Source organism: Amycolatopsis sp. 505 (genome assembly GCF_031625235.1).
GTDB lineage: Bacteria > Actinomycetota > Actinomycetes > Mycobacteriales > Pseudonocardiaceae > Amycolatopsis.
The window spans coordinates 352761-368223 of record NZ_JACKQP010000010.1; the positions used below are offsets into that span (position 1 = coordinate 352761).

Genomic DNA, 15463 nt, shown 5'->3' on the forward strand with positions numbered 1-15463 from the left:
CCGAACCTCGGAAGCGAACGAGGGAAGGGGAAGCGCATGCTGCAGGTTTCGCCGGAAATCGGCACCTGGCTCTCCCGGCGCAGCAGCAAGGCCGGGGATTGGACCACCCAGGAGCTCGTCGCGGCCAAACGCGGCACCACCGTCTCCGTCGTCATCCCGGCCCGGAACGAGGAAGCCACCGTCGGCGCGATCGTCGGCGCCATCCGCGACGAGCTGCACGGCAGCCTCGTCGACGAGATCCTCGTCGTCGACAGCCACTCCACCGACGCCACCGCCGAGGTCGCCGCCGCCGCGGGGGCCGACGTCGTCGCGCAGGACGCCGTCTTCCCCGGCCTCGAAGGCCTGGCCGGGAAGGGCGAAGCGCTGTGGAAGGGCGTCGCGGCGACGAGCGGCGACCTCGTCGTCTTCGTCGACGGCGACCTGTTCGACTTCACCACCGACTACGTCACCGGGCTGCTCGGCCCGCTGCTCACCGACCCCTCGGTCGCCTACGTCAAGGGCTTCTACCACCGCCCGCTCGGTACCGAGGCCGACGGCGGCGGCCGGGTCACCGAACTCGTCGCCCGCCCGCTGCTCAACATGTTCTGGCCCGAGCTCGCCGGGTTCGTCCAGCCCCTCGCCGGGGAGTACGCGGGCCGCCGGGAAGTGCTGGAGAGCATCCCGTTCGTCGCGAACTACGGCGTCGAGGTCGGGCACCTGATCGACCTGCTCGAACTGCGCGGTCTCGACGCGCTCGCGCAGGTCGACCTCGGCCACCGCGCGCACCGCCACCAGAGCACCCAGGCGCTGGGCCGGATGTCCGGGCAGATCATGCAGACGCTCTTCGACCGGCTGGAACGCCACGGCCGGCTGGTCACCGCGGCCCCGCCGGCGACGCTGCTCGCCCAGTTCCGGCGCGGGACGTCACCCGGCGTCGAGCGGGAGATCGTGCTGACCGACCTCACCTCACCGCAGCGCCCGCCCCTCAACAGCCTCGCCCTGCGGGACATCGCGTAGCTGCCAGCCGGGCGGCCCGAACACGTACCCGGCGCGCTCGCGCCACGTCCGGGCCGCGCGGAGGTCGCGCAGGATCGAGCCGTACTCGTGGAAACCCACGCGTAGCAGGTTGTACGTTCCGATGTTCGTCGTCAGCCCGTACGTCGGCCGCTTGCCTTCGGGGACGAAGCTGCCGAACATGCGGTCCCAGATGATCAGGATCCCGCCGTAGTTGGCGTCGAGGTACTCCTCGTCGCTGCCGTGGTGGACGCGGTGGTGGGACGGGGTGTTGAAGACGTACTCGAACCAGCGCGGCAGCTTGCCGACCTTCTCGGTGTGCACGAAGAACTGGTAGACGAGGTCGATCGACAGCCCGGTCAGGATCATCCACGGCGGGATACCGCACAGCGCCAGCACGGACCAGAACGGCAGCTGGAAGTACGGGGTCCACTTCTGGCGCAGCGCCGTCGAGAAGTTGTAGTGCTCGCTGGAGTGGTGCACCTGGTGCCCGGCCCAGAGCAGCCGCACGCGGTGGCTGGCCCGGTGGTAGGCGTAGAACACGAGTTCCTGGCCGAGCAGCATGAGCACCCACGTCCACCAGTCGCGCGGGTCGAACTTGACCGGCGCCAGCTCGAACAGTGCCGCGAACACGACCAGCATCACGAGCCGGAACAGCGCGTTGACGCCGACGGCGACCGTGCCCATCAGCATGCTCGTCCGCGTGTCGGCGACGCTGTAGCCGACGACGTTGTCGTCGTGGCCGAGCACGTGCACGGCGACGATTTCGATCGTCACGAACAGCAGGAACACCGGAACCGCGAACAGCACGGGGTCGCGCAGGTGCGCCAGGAAGTCGGCCACGTCGCCTCCTCGGATCTGACCATACGGTAACTTACCCTTGGGTCACTTTACGCACGGTAGGCTCTTCCGTGTGACGGAGTCAAGGGCGGTCGGGACCAAGGGGATGCCCCGCGAAGAGCGCGAGGCCCAGCTCGTCGTGGCCGGCACCGAGGAGTTCGGCCGGGCGGGGTACGCGGGCGCGTCGATGGTCGAGATCGCGCGCCGGGTCGGGGTCACGAAGCCGTTGCTGTACCAGTACTTCGGCTCGAAGGACGGGCTCTACCTGGCCTGTCTCCACCGCGCCGGCGGCCGTCTCACCGACGGCGTGGCGGCGACCATGGCCGCCGGCGGCGAGCCCGACCAGATGCCGCTCAAGGTGCTCTCGGCGATCTTCACGACGTTCGACCACGACCGGTACGCCTGGCGCCTCCTGCGCGACGCCACGGTGCCCTCCACGGGCGACATCGCCGCGGCCGCCGCGGACTACCGCCGCCGGCTCGACGCGTTCGCGGTGCTGGGCGCCACGCAGCTGCTGACCTCGCGCGGCCTGGCCGACCCGGCGGACATCGAGGCGGTGGCGCAGGTGTGGACCGGCGTGGTCGACTCGCTGATCAGCTGGTGGATCGACCGCCCCGACGAAGACGCCGACGCGATGACGGCCCGCTGCGCGCGGATCATGGGTGGCCTGTTCGGCTGGTGACTTCCGCCAGTGCCGCACGCACCTCCTCCCGGAGCCGGGCCCGATCGTCGCCGTAGGTGTGCTCGGCCGCGGACAAGGCCGCCCCCAACGCCTCCCAGGCGTCCTCGCCCGCCGCGGCGAAGATCGCCGGGAACGCCATGGCCTGCTGCAACGCGTTGTCGTGCCGCCCGTCCGGGGTGCGCACCAGCGTCTGCGGCACCGCCGGATCCGACAGCAGCCGGTCCCGCGCCGCGGTCCAGTCGCCGAACGGCGGCGGCAGCGGGCTCCCTTCGTCCAGCGCGCGCAAGCCATCGGCGATCCAGCCGACGCCGTCCAGCCCGGCCCGCTCGAACGCCAGGTGCGCCACCCGGCGGGCGAGCGCGCGGCAGACCTCCGGCCCCGCGGTGACCGCCGCTCCCACCAGGGCCCGATCGCGCTTGGCGAACTCCCGCAGCGAACCCGGCGGCAGCTCGCGCACCGGCGAGGGCGGCAGCACGCCACCCCATTCCCGCAGCAACCGTTCCCGCTCCGCCTTCGCCCGCGCCTCCTCCTCGGCCCGTTGGCGGGCTTCCCGCCGCTGCGCGAGCTCCTCGTCCGTCGGCGGCGGGGGCAGCTCCCGCGCGAAACCGTGCCAGTAGGCCGCGATCGCGCTCGTTTCGCGGACGACGACGTCCGGAGCCGGCGGCGCGGGCCAGAACTGCAGCAGGTAGCTGTCCTGCAGGGGCTCGCCGCCGAGCCGGGTGTCGCGCTCGCGGCCCGCGTCCATCGCCGTGCCGCTGTAGCGGACGCGGTAGTCGCCCGGCGTCAGCTCGAGGTCCCACGCGTCGCCGCCACCCCAGGTGACCAGCGCCGTGCGGCCTTCGGCGCGGAAGGAGGCCTCGACGACGTCCTCCGCGCCGCTGTCCGGCGGCGCGGACGAGTGCACTTCGGCGGTGAAGCCGACCTCGCCGGTGTGCAGCCCGGTGATCAGGAAGAGGGTGCCGGGCACCGCGGCGCCGCACAGCCCGTTGCGCTGCCCGGCGAAACACGCGTGCAGGTCACCCTCGAACGGCTCTCCTTCCTCGTCGTGGACGTAGATCTGTCCATAGTGGACGTGAACCTCGCCGTGGACCACGGTGCGCATGGCGGTCAGGATGGCAGAGACCACCGACAGTTTTCGGGGGTTCGGGTGGCGAAGCCCCCGACCCGGGGCGAAGCCCCAGATGTCGCTGCCAGTTTCGGCTTTGCCCTATTTGTCCGCTTGGTCGACACGGAGAGTGCTCTTCGCGAATTCGTTGCTCGAATGGCGTAGCGAAACCGGGCCGGTTCGCGATTAATCTGGGAAGCCGTCGCGTCGAGAGGTTGCCCCATGCCCGAACCAGCCGCATCCGTCCCGGCCGATCCTCGGCTCGCTGCGCGATTCACCGAGGATCTGCTCGACGGATGCCGGGTTCTCGCCAAGGATTACGGCTACCGGCCCGCCCAGTTCGAACGCATGGTGCGCGAGCACGGCGGCGTCGAAGCGGCCCGGCTGCTGCTGCGGGGCGCCGGCACCGCGGGCGGGTTCACCGTGCTCTGGGAGAAGAACCAGCTCGGCCGCAGCTCCGAGGCGGTCATGCTGCGCGAGGAGTACGCCGAGCTGTTCACCCCCGACGAACTGCTGCTGGCCCGCCGCCGGCTGGAGGAACACGGCTTCGACGTCGACGCGCACCTGCGCCGGCTGTCGGGGACGCAGTGAAGGGCGGCAGGGGTGACCGGCGCCGCTCCGGTCACCCCTGCCGCGGCTTTCAGGCGGCCGCGCTGGACTTGCCGCGCAGCACGACGTTCGCCGTCGACGCGCCCTTGATCGCCGTTTCGACCTGGGCCATCGTCGAGGACGACGTCAGGCCGGGGACCGTGGCGGTGTTCAGGGCGTAGAGGGTGAACGTGTACGGGTGGCTCGAGCCGCCCGGGCAGGGGCCGAAGAACTTCTGGCTGTTCGCCCCACTGCCCATGGCCTTCTGTTTCGCGCCACCCTGGTTCGGCACGGTGTACCCCGCCCCGAGCCCCTCCGGGAGGGAGCGGGTGGCCGCCGGGACGTCCCAGATAGCCCAGTGCAGCTTGTTGCCGCCGTTGGCGACGTCGGCGAACACGACGGCGTAGCCCTTCGCGCCGTCGGAGGCACCCCACGCCAGCGGCGGCGACGGGTCCTGGCCCGCCGTGCCGTCCCCGGCGCAGGTGTACTTGTCCGGGATGGTCGCGTTGTCGGCGAAGGCGGAGCTGGTCAGCTTGAAGCCGCCGGGCGTGCCGCCGCCCGGGAACTTCAGCCGCACGATCACGTTGTCCAGCACCGACGGCGTGCCGCCGTTCTTGTCGTTGTTCGTCGAGGTCAGCCAGAGCCCGCCGTCCGGGGTCTTGGTGACCGAACGCAGCCGGCCCCAGCGGCCGGAGAAGAGCGTCGACACCGTGCCGACGCCGGTGCCGGCGGCGTTGATCTGCGTGGCGAACAGCTGCTGCCCGGTGACGCCGGCGATGTAGATCCAGTCGTTGACGATCTCCAGCCCGCTCGGCCCGGCCTGCGACGTCGACCAGGTCTTCTTCGGGGCGATGAAGCCGCTGCAGCTGCCCTGCGTGCCTTCGCAGCTGGGCCAGCCGAAGTTGCCGCCCTTCTGGATCAGGTTGAGCTCGTCCTGGCTGCTCTCGCCGAACTCCGCCGCCCACAGCTGGCCGCGGGAGTCCCAGGCCAGGCCCTGCGGGTTGCGGTGGCCGTAGCTCCAGACGTACCGCGCGTTGCCGCCGGTGGCGTAGAACGGGTTGTCGGAAGGCGCCGAGCCGTCCGGGTTGAGCCGCAGGATCTTGCCGTTGAGCGAGCTCTTGTTCTGCGCGTTGTCGCTGTTCTTGGCGTCGCCGACGGTGGCGTACAGCTTCCCGTCCGGGCCGAACTTGATCCGGCCGCCGTTGTGGTAGCGGTTCTTCGCGATCCCGGTCAGCACCGGCGTCGACGTCGACGACAGCGTGGTGCCGTCGTAGGTCATCTTCACGATCCGGTTGTCCCCGGAAGCCGTGTGGTAGAGGTAGATCGCGTGATCGCTCGACCAGTTCGGCGAGATCGCCAGGCCGAGGAGGCCGCCTTCGCCGTTCGTGCCGACCGCCCCCGGCACCTTGCCCAGGGTGGTCTTCTGGCCGGACGGCGTCACCAGCAGGACCTCGAACCGGTCCCGCTCGGTCACCAGCGCGTTGCCGTTCGGGAGGAAGTCCACCGACCAGCCGAGGTCGACCTTCGCGATGTCCTTGTCGTATTCGGGGATGCCCCCGGCGCCGCCCGGAGCGCTGGTCTTCGCCGTGACGGCGTTGCTGGCGGCCGAGGTGTTGCCGTCGGGGTCACGGGCCTTGACGGTGAAGGTGTAGGAGGTGTTCGGGGTGAGGTCGGTGACCGTCGTGCTCAGGGAAGTCGTGGTCGCGACCTTCGTGGCGCCCTGGTAGACGTCGTACCCGGCGATGGTGCCGCCGTTGTCCGTGGAAGCGTTCCACGCCAGGGAGACGCTGTTCGCGGTGACACTCGTGGAGCGCAGGTTGCCCGGCACGCTGGGCGGGGTCGTGTCGTTGCTCGGCGGCGTGGTGAAGGTGACTACGTTGCTCTGCTGCGACGGGTTGCCCGCGGCGTCGTACGCGCCGACGGAGATGTCGTAGGCGGTGTTCGGCGTCAGGTTGTCGACGGTCGCGCTCGTGGTGTTCCCGTCGACGGTCTTGAGGATGTTGCCGCCGCGGTTGATCTCGTAGCGGACGACGCCGACGTTGTCGGTCGCGGCGGTCCAGCTGAAGGTGGCCGCGGTGGGCAGGATGTTGCTCGCCTTGAGGTTCGACGGCGGCGACGGTGGTTCGCCGTCGACCGGCGCGGTGAAGGTGTCGGTGAGCTTGTCGGCGTTCGGGCCGCCGTTGGCGGTGGTCGCGGTGGTGCGGACCTTGTTGACGCCGGCGGTGAGCTGGACGGTCGCGGTGACGGTCTTCCAGGTCGTCCACGCGCCGGTCGCGGGGAAGTCGACGGTGCCCTTGTCGCCGCCGTCGACGGTGAGCTTCACCGGCCGGTTGTCGGCGGTTCCGTTGGCGTAGCGGAAGGTCAGGGTGTGCGTGCCCGCCTGGGCGGCGTTCACGGAGTATTCGACGTAGCTGCCGACGACGTTGTCGAAGTTGACGAAGCCGGTGCCGGAGTAGCCGGCGTGGTTCGACTCGACCGCGCCCTGGGAGATGGTGGCGTTCTCGGACTCGTAGTCGGTATCGGCCGCGAAAGCGTTTACCGGGCTGACCGCGGTGAGGCCGAGCGCCGCGACGGCGGTACCGGCCAGTACCACGCGCCACGGTGGACGGGGTGCCACTGGGAGCCTCCTGCGTTGTCGGGGGACAGGGGGTGACCGGGGCGGAATGGTCGGCGGACCACCGGCGGCAATAGTTAGGAAAGTTTCCTATCTATGGGACAGATCACACACCCTGGGAGCGGGCCCTGTCAATAGTCCACGCAGCTGCTCACCCGGCGTGCCAAGGGTTTCCCGCTCAGCGGGGCGGCTGCGCCCGGACGGCCCAGCGTGGCAGGGGAGGTGGTTCGGTGCGGCGGATCGGTCCGAGGCGCCGGGGCGCTCTGGGGCCGCGGGCGGCCTCGACCCCGACGGCCAACCGGCTGCACGACGGGGCGCTGCCCAACACCGAACCCAAGCTGAGAGCCCTGTTCAACAAGCGCGCCGCGCAGGGTCGTTGCTGGTGGTGGTCGACCCAGCCCGCCACGATCGGGCGCCCGGCATCGGCGCCAAGGGCAAACACAACGCCGCCCTCAGCCGCCTCGCCCGACGCCGCCGCGGCCGCCGGGGCGCCCCCCGTTTCCGACTCTACCGGCGGGCACCGACAGTTTCGGCCGCCCAGTCGCGCGGCACGAGGAACGACGCCAGCTCCGCCTCCGCGCTCCCCGGCTCCGGCGCGAACTCCGACTCCCAGCGCGCCGACGGCGGCAGGGCCGTCAGGAGCGCGTCGGCGTCGGCCTGGGCCGCGTCGTTGACCAGGGTGAACTCGACGTACCGGCCGCGGCGGTGGAGCTGCCACTGCCGCTCGCGTTCGCCGTACGGCACGTCCTTGCGGCGGTGGACGATCGGGAAGTACGCCGGGTTCACCGCGGCGATGCCCGCCGCCGTGAAGGCCGCCGAGCGTCGCCAGCCGTCCGGACCCGGCAAGCTCAGGTGGTCGAAGAGGATGCCGCCGATGCCGCGGGCCTCGTTGCGGTGGGGGAGCCGGAAACGGTCGTCGCACGCGCGTTTCGCCTGGGCGTGGAACGCCGGGTCGAGCGTGTCGCAGTGGCTCTTCAGGACGCGGTGGAAGTGGGTTGCGTCCGCGGCGAAGCCGTAGCAGGGGAGGAGGTCGACGCTGCCGCCGAACCACCACGCTTCCGCGGCTTCGCGGTAGCGGAAGTGCGCCTGGAACGCCGGCACGTACGGGTTACGCGGGTGCAGCACGACCGACAGCCCGGCCGCGAAGTACTCGTCCGAGAAGGCCGCGCTGACGACGGCGCGTTCGAAGACGTCCCCGTTTTCGAGCAGTCTCGTGCGCCCGGACCGGCCGAAGCGCCCGCCGTCGAGGCGTTCCAGCTCGGCGACCAGCTCTCGCTGGCCCGCGCTGAAGATCGCCTTGACGGCGTCGCGTCTGTCCCCTGAAGGCATACCCCCACCCCCGGAGGCAGATTACCAGCGAAACACCCTCAGCCGGCGATGTCGGCGCGCGCGATCACCTTGGTGATCTTCGCCCGGACGAGGGATTCCTCGGGGACGGCGTTGCGCTTGCCGTACTCCTCGCCGCGCTCGGCACCCATGTACCGCGCACCCAGCTTGGTCGCCCACGCCAGCATGTCGTCCAGGTCGTGGGTCAGCCGCGCCTCGGCGGTGAACTGGACGTAGGAGAACGGCGGCTTCTGGTCGTCGACGGCCAGCGAAATCCGGCCGTCGCGGGCGATGGCCTTGCCCTTGAGCGTCTCGGTGCCGGTGGTGAAGATCAGCTCGTCACCGTCCGGGCCTTCGTTCAGCAGGAACCACACCGGCGTCACGATCGGGGCGCCGTTGGCCCTGACCAGGCCGAGCATGCCGGTCCGGGTCCCCTCGGAGGCGAACTTCCACCACTCGTCACGGCTCATCTCACGCATGTGAGCGACGTTAGCCCGTCACCCGCGCGTGCGCAGAGGGTGGCCGACTAGCCTGGCCTGCTGTGCGAGACGACGACACCGGTATGACGGGCCTGGCCGACGAGGGGCTGACGCGCCGCCTCAAGGCGCTGGCCTGCACCGCGCCGCTGCACGACCTCGACGCGCGGAAAGCGAAGCTCGACTGGGCCGACGCCACGATCTACCAGATGGCCGAGATCGCGCTGCACACGATCGACCAGGTCACCATCGCGATGGACTTCGACACCGGCGCCGGCCACGACGAGGTGATCGACCGGCTGCTGCCCTTCATCGCCCAGCAGGCGCCGTCGCGGATGCCCGAAGAGCACGTCCGGGTGGCCAAGTGGGTCCTGGACAACCTCATCAACGTCGGCACCACCGATCGCGGCTTCCGGCGCGTCTACGGCTCGATCGGGCCGGGCGGCTACCAGCGCCGCCAGTTCGACTTCAAGCTGCTCGTCGAGCTGGCCGCCCGCGACGGCGAGGTCTACCTGCGCGCCACCGACGAGGCGATCAACGTGCTGGTCGGCGCGCTCGACACCGACGTCGAGTCCGCGCAGATCGCCGCCGAGGTCAAGCTCGAGAACCTGATCAACCGCGGCCGGCTCGCCGACGCCAAGCTCGCCGCCGAGCAGGCCCGCTACCGGACCGTCCAGTACGGCGAGACGCTGCGCGCGAAGCTCGACGCGACCCGCCGCGACGTCCGGTCGGTCGACTGGGAACGCGAGGTCCCGGAGCTCCTGGACAGCGCGCTGAGCCACATCGAGGCCCGGTTCCGCGCCGAGAACGCCATCCTCAAGAACATCACCACCGCCCGCGACGAGACCGAGGACCTCGACAAGAAGCGCCGCGCCGCCGAGCTCGTCGACATCGTCGGCGACTGCATCCGCCGCCACACGCGCCTGCAGTCCCGGCTGGCCGACGCGGGCGCGGTGTTCCGCGCCGAGCAGGACCGCCAGCAGTTCTCCGGCCCGCCCCAGCGCGCGACCCTGGACCTCTTCGGCCAGCTCCTCGTGCCCACCTTGGGCCTGCCGCTGGCCGACGCGGTCGCGCCCGTCGAGCACTTCTTCCACGCCGCCGCCGGGATCACCGCACCGGTCGTGCCGTCGCTGTCCTCCCTCGTCTCGCTGCTCCTGCGGCCCGCGCCGGAACGCGATCAGCTGGTCGGCGAGATCCCGGAACCGGAACTCATGCCCGCCGAGGTCAGCGACAAGTTCGGCGACGAGGTCTGGCGGCGCGCCGACGAACTGCTCGACCTGCCCGAAGTGCCACGGCGGCTGTCGGGGCTGCTCGAAGAAGCCCGCCGCAGCCGTCAGCCCGGGCTCGCCGCCCTGGTCGCGCTGCGCGCGGTCCACGCCTACAGTCCCGGGATCGGCGCGGCCCGCCGCCAGGGCGACCGCTCGGTCCTGCTCGCCGTCGACGACGGCACGCTCCTGGACGACCCGGAGTTCGGCGGCGCCGACCTGCTCCTGTCCACCGCCGCCGTCGAGCGCGCCGATGAAGAAGAGGAGGTCGCGTAATGGCGCTGTCCCACAGCAGCGTGGACGCCGAGGCCGCGGCCCGGCTGGTCGCCTTCGGCATGCGGCCGAAGCAGCTGCCCGCGCGTGACGTCGTCTACGGCGACCTCGTGCGCCGCTACGGCGAGGACAACGCGTTCAAGGCCCTCACCCACGCCGTCGCCGCCGGGCTCGGCCTGATGGTCCTCGAGGTCAACCAGCAGGCCGGCGCGGTGCTGGCGGCCACCGACGAGTCCGTCTTCGAGATCAAGATGGACTCCTACGCCCGCCAGGCCAAGATCCGCGAGCGCCGCGACACGGAGAAGGTGCTGCACGGCCTGATCCACCTCGCCACCGCCGCGCTCGGCTACCCGCGGCCCGACGACCTCGCCAACGACACCTACATCGGCCGCGTCAGCGTCGAGCAGGTCGACGCGATGGTCCGCGAAGCCGCCCGGATGCTCGACGAACGCGCCGCGCAGGCCGAGGCCAACAACGACCCCCTGGCCGACGCGCCCGAGCTGGAACAGGCCTGGCGCGCCTACACCCGCCGTCCCGCGGCCGCGGCCACCAAGGACGGCCGGCTCGCCGCCGACACCACCCGCGGCATGGTCTCCCGCGCCCTGCGGTTCCTCGCCGACCAGGGCTTCCTGGTCCCGGTGAGCGACGAGCAGGGCGGCACCTACCGGACCACCCCGCGCTACCAGATCCAGGTCCGGGAACTCGCCGCCGACGCCGCCTTCGACGACTTGCTCGCGCTCGACGTCGTGGCCGTCGCGACCGCCGGGGGCACGCTGCGCGCAGCGGCGTCCGACACGCTGTAGAGGGGAATCGATGTACGAGCTTTCGCGGGTCCGCCTGCACTCGGTGGGCCCGGCGGGTGCCCGCTACCAGGACGTCGTGCTCGACTTCAGCGGCGTCGGCGCCAAGATCACCGCGCCGAAGCAGGACGCGCTGTTCAGCGCGGGCATCCACGCGACCGGCCCGGCCGAGCTGCGCCGCCCGTCACCGGCGAGCGTGCTGTTCCTCGAGAACGGCGGCGGCAAGTCCGTGCTCATCAAGCTGATCTTCTCGGTGATGCTGCCCGGCCGCCGCCAGGTCGTGGGCACCACCAGCACCAAGGTCCTGGAGAAGTTCGTCGCCGCCAAGGACGTCTCGCACGTCGTCCTGGAGTGGCTGCACGTCGAGAGCGGCCACCGGATCATCACCGGGAAGGTGTCGGAGTGGCGCGGGCACGTCGTGTCCGCCGACTCCGAGAACCTCGTCGACTCCTGGTACTGCTTCCGCCCGACCGCCGCGCTGGGCTTGGAATCGCTGCCGATGACCCAGGACGGCCGGCTGCTCACCATGTCCGGCTTCCACGACAAGCTCACCGCGGCCCAGCTGGCCGAACCCGAGCTGGAGCTGTCCTGGACCCGCCGCCACCACGAGTGGACCGGCCGCCTGGACGGCCTGGGCCTCGACACCGAGCTGTTCCGCTACCAGCGCGCGATGAACGCGGGCGAAGGTGAAGCGGCGGACGCGTTCGCGTTCGGCACCGACGACGCCTTCGTCGAGTTCCTGCTGCGCGCGGTCATCTCCGAAGAAGAGCCGAAGGACCTCGCCGAGGTCGTCGCGACCTACGCCCACAACTTGGCCCAGCGCGGGGATCTGCTGTCCGAGCGCGACTTCGTCGCGGGCGCGCTCGACCTCCTGGGCCCGCTGGCCGCCGAAGAAAGTGTCGCCGCGGAGTCGCGGAAGATCGCCGAATCCGCGAAGGCCGACATGGCTTCGCTGGCCGGGCGGGTCGTCGCCCGCAACGAGCTGGAGAACGCACGGCTGTCCGGCCTCGAGGACCACGTCACCGAGGTCAAGTCCGCGGAGAAGCTCGCCGAGGGCGACCACCGGCGGCTCGCCGCGGCCGTCACCGAGCTGCGCCGGCTCGTCGCGGTGCTGCGGCTGGACGAGGCCCAGGAGGCCCGCAAGCGCGTCGACGCCGAGCTCGCCGCGGCGAAGACCGAGGCGGAGGCCTGGCGCGAGACGGCGACCGTGCTCAACTCGCTGAACGCGGGACGCAAGGCGAAGGACCTGCGCGAACTCGTCGGCAGCCGGGAGGAGAAGGCGCGTCCGGCCCTGAAGGCGCGCAACGACGCCGCTTCGGCGCTGGCACGCGGGTTGCACGCGCTGGCGCAGGACGCCCAGCGGCAGGCCGACAAGGCCGAAGCGCACGCGGGCGCGTTGCGTGCCGAAGCCGAGAAGGCGCAGACCGAGCGCGACGAAGCCGCGAACCTCGCGGCCGCCCGCCGGGCCGAGGCGCGCGGGCTGACCACGCGGATCACCGAACTGCGCGAAGAGGTCCAAGCGGCGGTTCGTGCCGGGTTGCTGCCCTCGGGGGCCGACGTCGCCGAAGCTTCGCGCGCTGCCCGTGCCGCGGCCGAATCCGCTTCGGCCGAGCTGGCCCGGCGCGAACAGGAACTCGACCGCGCCGGCGCGGACCTCCAGGCGGCGCAACGGGCCGTGAACGAGGCCCACCAGCTCGCCGGCACCACCCAGGACCGCCTCGAACGCGCCACCGAGGACCTCGACCGCGCGCACCGCCGGACCGACGCCCTCGCCGCCGAAAGCCGCCTGGTCGAGCTGCTCGGCGCCGACGACGTCAACCTGGAGAGCGACCTCCCGGTGCTGCTGGAACGGCTGCGCGAGGCGAGCGCGGCCGTCGAGAAGGAGCAGACGGCGCTGCGGATGGAGGAGTCCGCCGACGAGCGGGCCCTGGCCGCGCTGGGGTCCGGCGGGCTGCTGCCGCCGCCGGAGGACGTCCAGGCCGCGCTGGACGCCCTGGAAGAGGCCGGGATCACCGCGTGGTCCGGCTGGCGCTATCTGTCCAAACTGGACGCGTCCCGGCGCGCCGAAGTGCTGGAAAGCCTGCCGCAGCTGGTGTCCGGCGTCCTGCTGAACGACGCCGCGCACGCCGATCGCGCCCGCGAGGTGCTGACGAAGCGGCGGCTGCTGCCGAGCGCGATCATCGCCGTCGGCACGACCGAGGCGCTGCAGGCCGAGGTGCCGTCCGCGCCCGGTGTCGAGTTCCTCGTGCCGCCGAACCCGGCGATGTACGACGAAGAAGCCGCCGACGCCGAACGGGAAGCCGTCGCGCGGCGGCACACCGAGCGGCAGCGGCGGCTCGAAGCGTTGTCCGCCAAGCTGTCCGCGGACGGCGCCCTGACGTGGAAGCTCACGACCTGGCGCGAGGACTACCCGCCCGGCGCCGTCGCCACCCTGGCCGAGCAGGCTCAGGCGGCCCGGACCGCGCGGGAGACCGCCCGCACCGCGCTGGAGCAGGCCGACGCGGAATTCGCGCGGTTGAGCGAAAAAGCCGCGTCGCTGCGTGAGCGCGTCCCCGAGCTGCGGGCGGCCGCCGCCGAGGCCGAGGAGAAGGCCCGGCGGCTCGGCGAGCTGGGTGTCCGCAGCGCCCGGATCGCCGAGTGGACCGAAGAAGCCGAGCGGGCGACGGAGATCGCCGAGCGCGCCGACCTCCAGGCGTCCGACGCGGCGGGCAAGGCGGCCCGGCTGCGCGAGCAGGCGGGGGAGGAGCAGCGCACCGCGGACGGCCACCGCCGGACCGCGACCACCGCGCGCGCCGAGCTGGCCGAAGTGCCCGGGGCGGCCGACGCGGCGGACGGCCCGGCGCCGTCCGAACCGGTGGACGCGCTGCGGCGGGCGTTCGCTTCGGCGTCGGAGGCGTACGCGAAGGTCGAGGTCGGCAGCGACCTGCGGAGCGAACTGGAGCAGGCCGAGTCCGCCGAAGCCGCGGCAGGCTCGGCCGTGGAGGCCATGGACGAGGCCGTTCGCGTGCGTGCGGGCGAGCTCCTGGAGACCCCGGACGGCTCCGACGCATCGGCCCGGGCGGCCGCGCTGGCCCGCGCCCGCCGGGTCGTCGACGGCCTCGAAGACGAGCGCACGGAAGCGATCGGGCTCGTCTCGACGCGGCGCGCCGAACTGGACGCGCTGCCGCTGCAGAACGGCGTCAACGGCGAGAAGCCGCGGGACATCGAGCACGGCCTGGAACTGATCGACGCGGCCGGGCTGGAGGCGTCGGCGGCCGCGCGGAAGTGGGAAGAGCTGCAGGACCGCCGGGCGGCGGCCGAAGCCACGCTGGAGTCCGCGAAGAACTCGGCGTCCGGCTTCTCGCTGCTCGCCGAGTCGATGGCGCACCTGGTGACCGACACCGAGAAGGACACAGCGGCCGCCTACGACGGCGACGTCGACACCGCGCGCGCCCAGCACGCGCGGCTGAACGCGACCTTCAACCAGGCCCAGGAAGCCGCCGACGCCGGTGACCGGCGGGTGCGCGCGGCCGCGGACCAGCTCGCGCAATACGCGACGGAGAAGCGCTTCGAGAAGCTGAGCACCCCGGTGCGGCAGCAGGTCATCTCGGTCAAGCGCGACCAGCTGCCGGCGCACGCCGCCGAGTGGGCCGAAGCGCTGCGGCCGCGGCTGCGGTCGCTTACCGACGACCTCGCGCAGATCGACCGGCACCGCGGCGGCATCATCACCCGCCTGCAGGGCATGGTCGACGGCGCGCTCCGGACGTTGCGTTCGGCCCAGCGCGTCTCCCGGCTGCCGGACGGCCTCGGCGACTGGTCCGGGCAGGAGTTCCTCCGCATCCGCTTCACCGAGCTGGAGGACAATGCGCTCACCGAGAAGCTCGGCGAGGTCGTCGACGAGGCCGCCGTCGGCAAGACGGCGGACGGCCGGGACGTCAAGCGCGACGGGCTTTCCCTGGTACTGCGCGGAGTCCGGGCGGCGGCACCCAAGGGGTTCCGCGTCGACATGCTCAAGCCGGACTCGGTGCTGCGGACCGAACGCCAGCGCGTCTCGGAGATCCGCGACGTGTTCTCCGGCGGCCAGCAGCTGACCGCGGCGATCATCCTGTACTGCACCCTGGCGGCGCTGCGGGCGAACAACCGCGGCAAGGTCCGCAACCGGCACTCGGGCGTGCTGTTCCTGGACAACCCGATCGGCCGCGCGTCGGCCGGGTACCTCCTGGAACTGCAGCGGGCGGTGGCCGAGGCGCTCGGCGTGCAGCTGATCTACACGACGGGCCTGTTCGACGCGGGCGCGCTGTCGGAGTTCCCGCTGATCGTGCGGCTGCGCAACGACGCCGACCTGCGCGCGGGCCGGAAGTACCTGTCGGTGGACTCGACGATCCGCAACTCCCTGGAGGACCTGGGCGAGCCCGACGGTGTCGCGCGGCTGTCGGCGACCCGGATGTTCACGCGGGACCCCGATTCCGCTGAGGACGAACAGCCGGCCTGACGGGAACAACTTCCCGGGTCCCGTGGTTGC

11 protein-coding genes are annotated in these 15463 nt (G+C 71.9%); 6 read left to right on the plus strand and 5 right to left on the minus strand.

What is annotated here, in order from left to right:
* Positions 1-36 precede the first annotated feature (36 nt).
* Positions 37-996 carry a glucosyl-3-phosphoglycerate synthase gene (locus tag H5965_RS35035; protein ID WP_310975104.1) on the plus strand — a complete coding sequence of 320 codons (960 nt, stop codon included), beginning with the start codon at positions 37-39 and terminating at the stop codon, positions 994-996.
* On the opposite strand, the gene H5965_RS35040 is transcribed toward H5965_RS35035, so the two are convergent.
* Positions 946-1836: a sterol desaturase family protein gene (locus tag H5965_RS35040; protein ID WP_310975106.1), complete on the minus strand. Its 891-nt coding sequence runs from the start codon at positions 1834-1836 to the stop codon at positions 946-948. The genes H5965_RS35035 and H5965_RS35040 overlap by 51 nt on opposite strands.
* 70 nt (positions 1837-1906) lie before the next feature.
* Between H5965_RS35040 and H5965_RS35045 the strand changes: the two genes are divergently transcribed.
* Positions 1907-2515: a TetR/AcrR family transcriptional regulator gene (locus H5965_RS35045; protein WP_310975108.1), complete on the plus strand. Its 609-nt coding sequence runs from the start codon at positions 1907-1909 to the stop codon at positions 2513-2515.
* Here the strand turns inward: H5965_RS35045 and H5965_RS35050 are convergent.
* On the minus strand, positions 2490-3617 hold the full coding sequence (locus H5965_RS35050; protein WP_310975109.1) for a hypothetical protein: 1128 nt from the start codon (positions 3615-3617) through the stop codon (positions 2490-2492). The two genes, H5965_RS35045 and H5965_RS35050, sit on opposite strands and share 26 nt — an antisense overlap.
* 225 nt (positions 3618-3842) lie before the next feature.
* Between H5965_RS35050 and H5965_RS35055 the strand changes: the two genes are divergently transcribed.
* On the plus strand, positions 3843-4211 hold the full coding sequence (locus H5965_RS35055; protein ID WP_310975110.1) for a hypothetical protein: 369 nt from the start codon (positions 3843-3845) through the stop codon (positions 4209-4211).
* 49 nt (positions 4212-4260) lie between these two features.
* Here the strand turns inward: H5965_RS35055 and H5965_RS35060 are convergent, their stop codons facing one another.
* The 3 genes from H5965_RS35060 to H5965_RS35070 all read right to left on the minus strand — a co-directional run bounded on the left by H5965_RS35060 (position 4261) and on the right by H5965_RS35070 (position 8627).
* Entirely contained in the window at positions 4261-6825 is a 2565-nt protein-coding gene (locus tag H5965_RS35060) for a PQQ-dependent sugar dehydrogenase (RefSeq protein WP_310975112.1), read from the minus strand.
* 504 nt (positions 6826-7329) lie between these two features.
* The gene (locus H5965_RS35065; protein WP_310975113.1) at positions 7330-8151 is read right to left on the minus strand and encodes a coproporphyrinogen III oxidase; all 822 of its coding nucleotides are present in this window, start codon (positions 8149-8151) and stop codon (positions 7330-7332) included.
* A gap of 38 nt (positions 8152-8189) precedes the next feature.
* The gene (locus H5965_RS35070) at positions 8190-8627 is read right to left on the minus strand and encodes a PPOX class F420-dependent oxidoreductase (protein WP_310975115.1); all 438 of its coding nucleotides are present in this window, start codon (positions 8625-8627) and stop codon (positions 8190-8192) included.
* Positions 8628-8710: 83 nt separating this feature from the next.
* Here H5965_RS35070 and H5965_RS35075 point away from each other — a divergent pair, with 83 nt between their 5' ends.
* The 3 genes from H5965_RS35075 to H5965_RS35085 are packed head-to-tail and all read left to right on the plus strand — an operon-like array spanning position 8711 to position 15433.
* Complete coding sequence (locus H5965_RS35075) at positions 8711-10165, plus strand: hypothetical protein (protein WP_310975239.1); 1455 nt, start codon at positions 8711-8713, stop codon at positions 10163-10165.
* Positions 10165-10965, plus strand: coding sequence for a hypothetical protein (locus tag H5965_RS35080; RefSeq protein WP_310975116.1), 801 nt, complete (start codon positions 10165-10167; stop codon positions 10963-10965). The genes H5965_RS35075 and H5965_RS35080 overlap by 1 nt, the downstream gene beginning before the upstream one ends.
* A 10-nt stretch (positions 10966-10975) precedes the next feature.
* The gene (locus H5965_RS35085) at positions 10976-15433 is read left to right on the plus strand and encodes a hypothetical protein (RefSeq protein ID WP_310975119.1); all 4458 of its coding nucleotides are present in this window, start codon (positions 10976-10978) and stop codon (positions 15431-15433) included.
* Positions 15434-15463: the final 30 nt, after the last annotated feature.

Excerpts from the sequence above, each read along its gene's own strand:
- H5965_RS35055 (WP_310975110.1), top strand. The coding sequence starts at position 3,843 with ATGCCCGAACCAGCCGCATCCGTCCCGGCCGATCCTCGGCTCGCTGCG.
- H5965_RS35080 (WP_310975116.1), top strand. The coding sequence starts at position 10,165 with ATGGCGCTGTCCCACAGCAGCGTGGACGCCGAGGCCGCGGCCCGGCTG.
- H5965_RS35065 (WP_310975113.1), bottom strand. The coding sequence starts at position 8,151 with ATGCCTTCAGGGGACAGACGCGACGCCGTCAAGGCGATCTTCAGCGCG.
- H5965_RS35075 (WP_310975239.1), top strand. The coding sequence starts at position 8,711 with ATGACGGGCCTGGCCGACGAGGGGCTGACGCGCCGCCTCAAGGCGCTG.
- H5965_RS35070 (WP_310975115.1), bottom strand. The coding sequence starts at position 8,627 with ATGCGTGAGATGAGCCGTGACGAGTGGTGGAAGTTCGCCTCCGAGGGG.
- H5965_RS35085 (WP_310975119.1), top strand. The coding sequence starts at position 10,976 with ATGTACGAGCTTTCGCGGGTCCGCCTGCACTCGGTGGGCCCGGCGGGT.
- H5965_RS35035 (WP_310975104.1), top strand. The coding sequence starts at position 37 with ATGCTGCAGGTTTCGCCGGAAATCGGCACCTGGCTCTCCCGGCGCAGC.
- H5965_RS35050 (WP_310975109.1), bottom strand. The coding sequence starts at position 3,617 with ATGCGCACCGTGGTCCACGGCGAGGTTCACGTCCACTATGGACAGATC.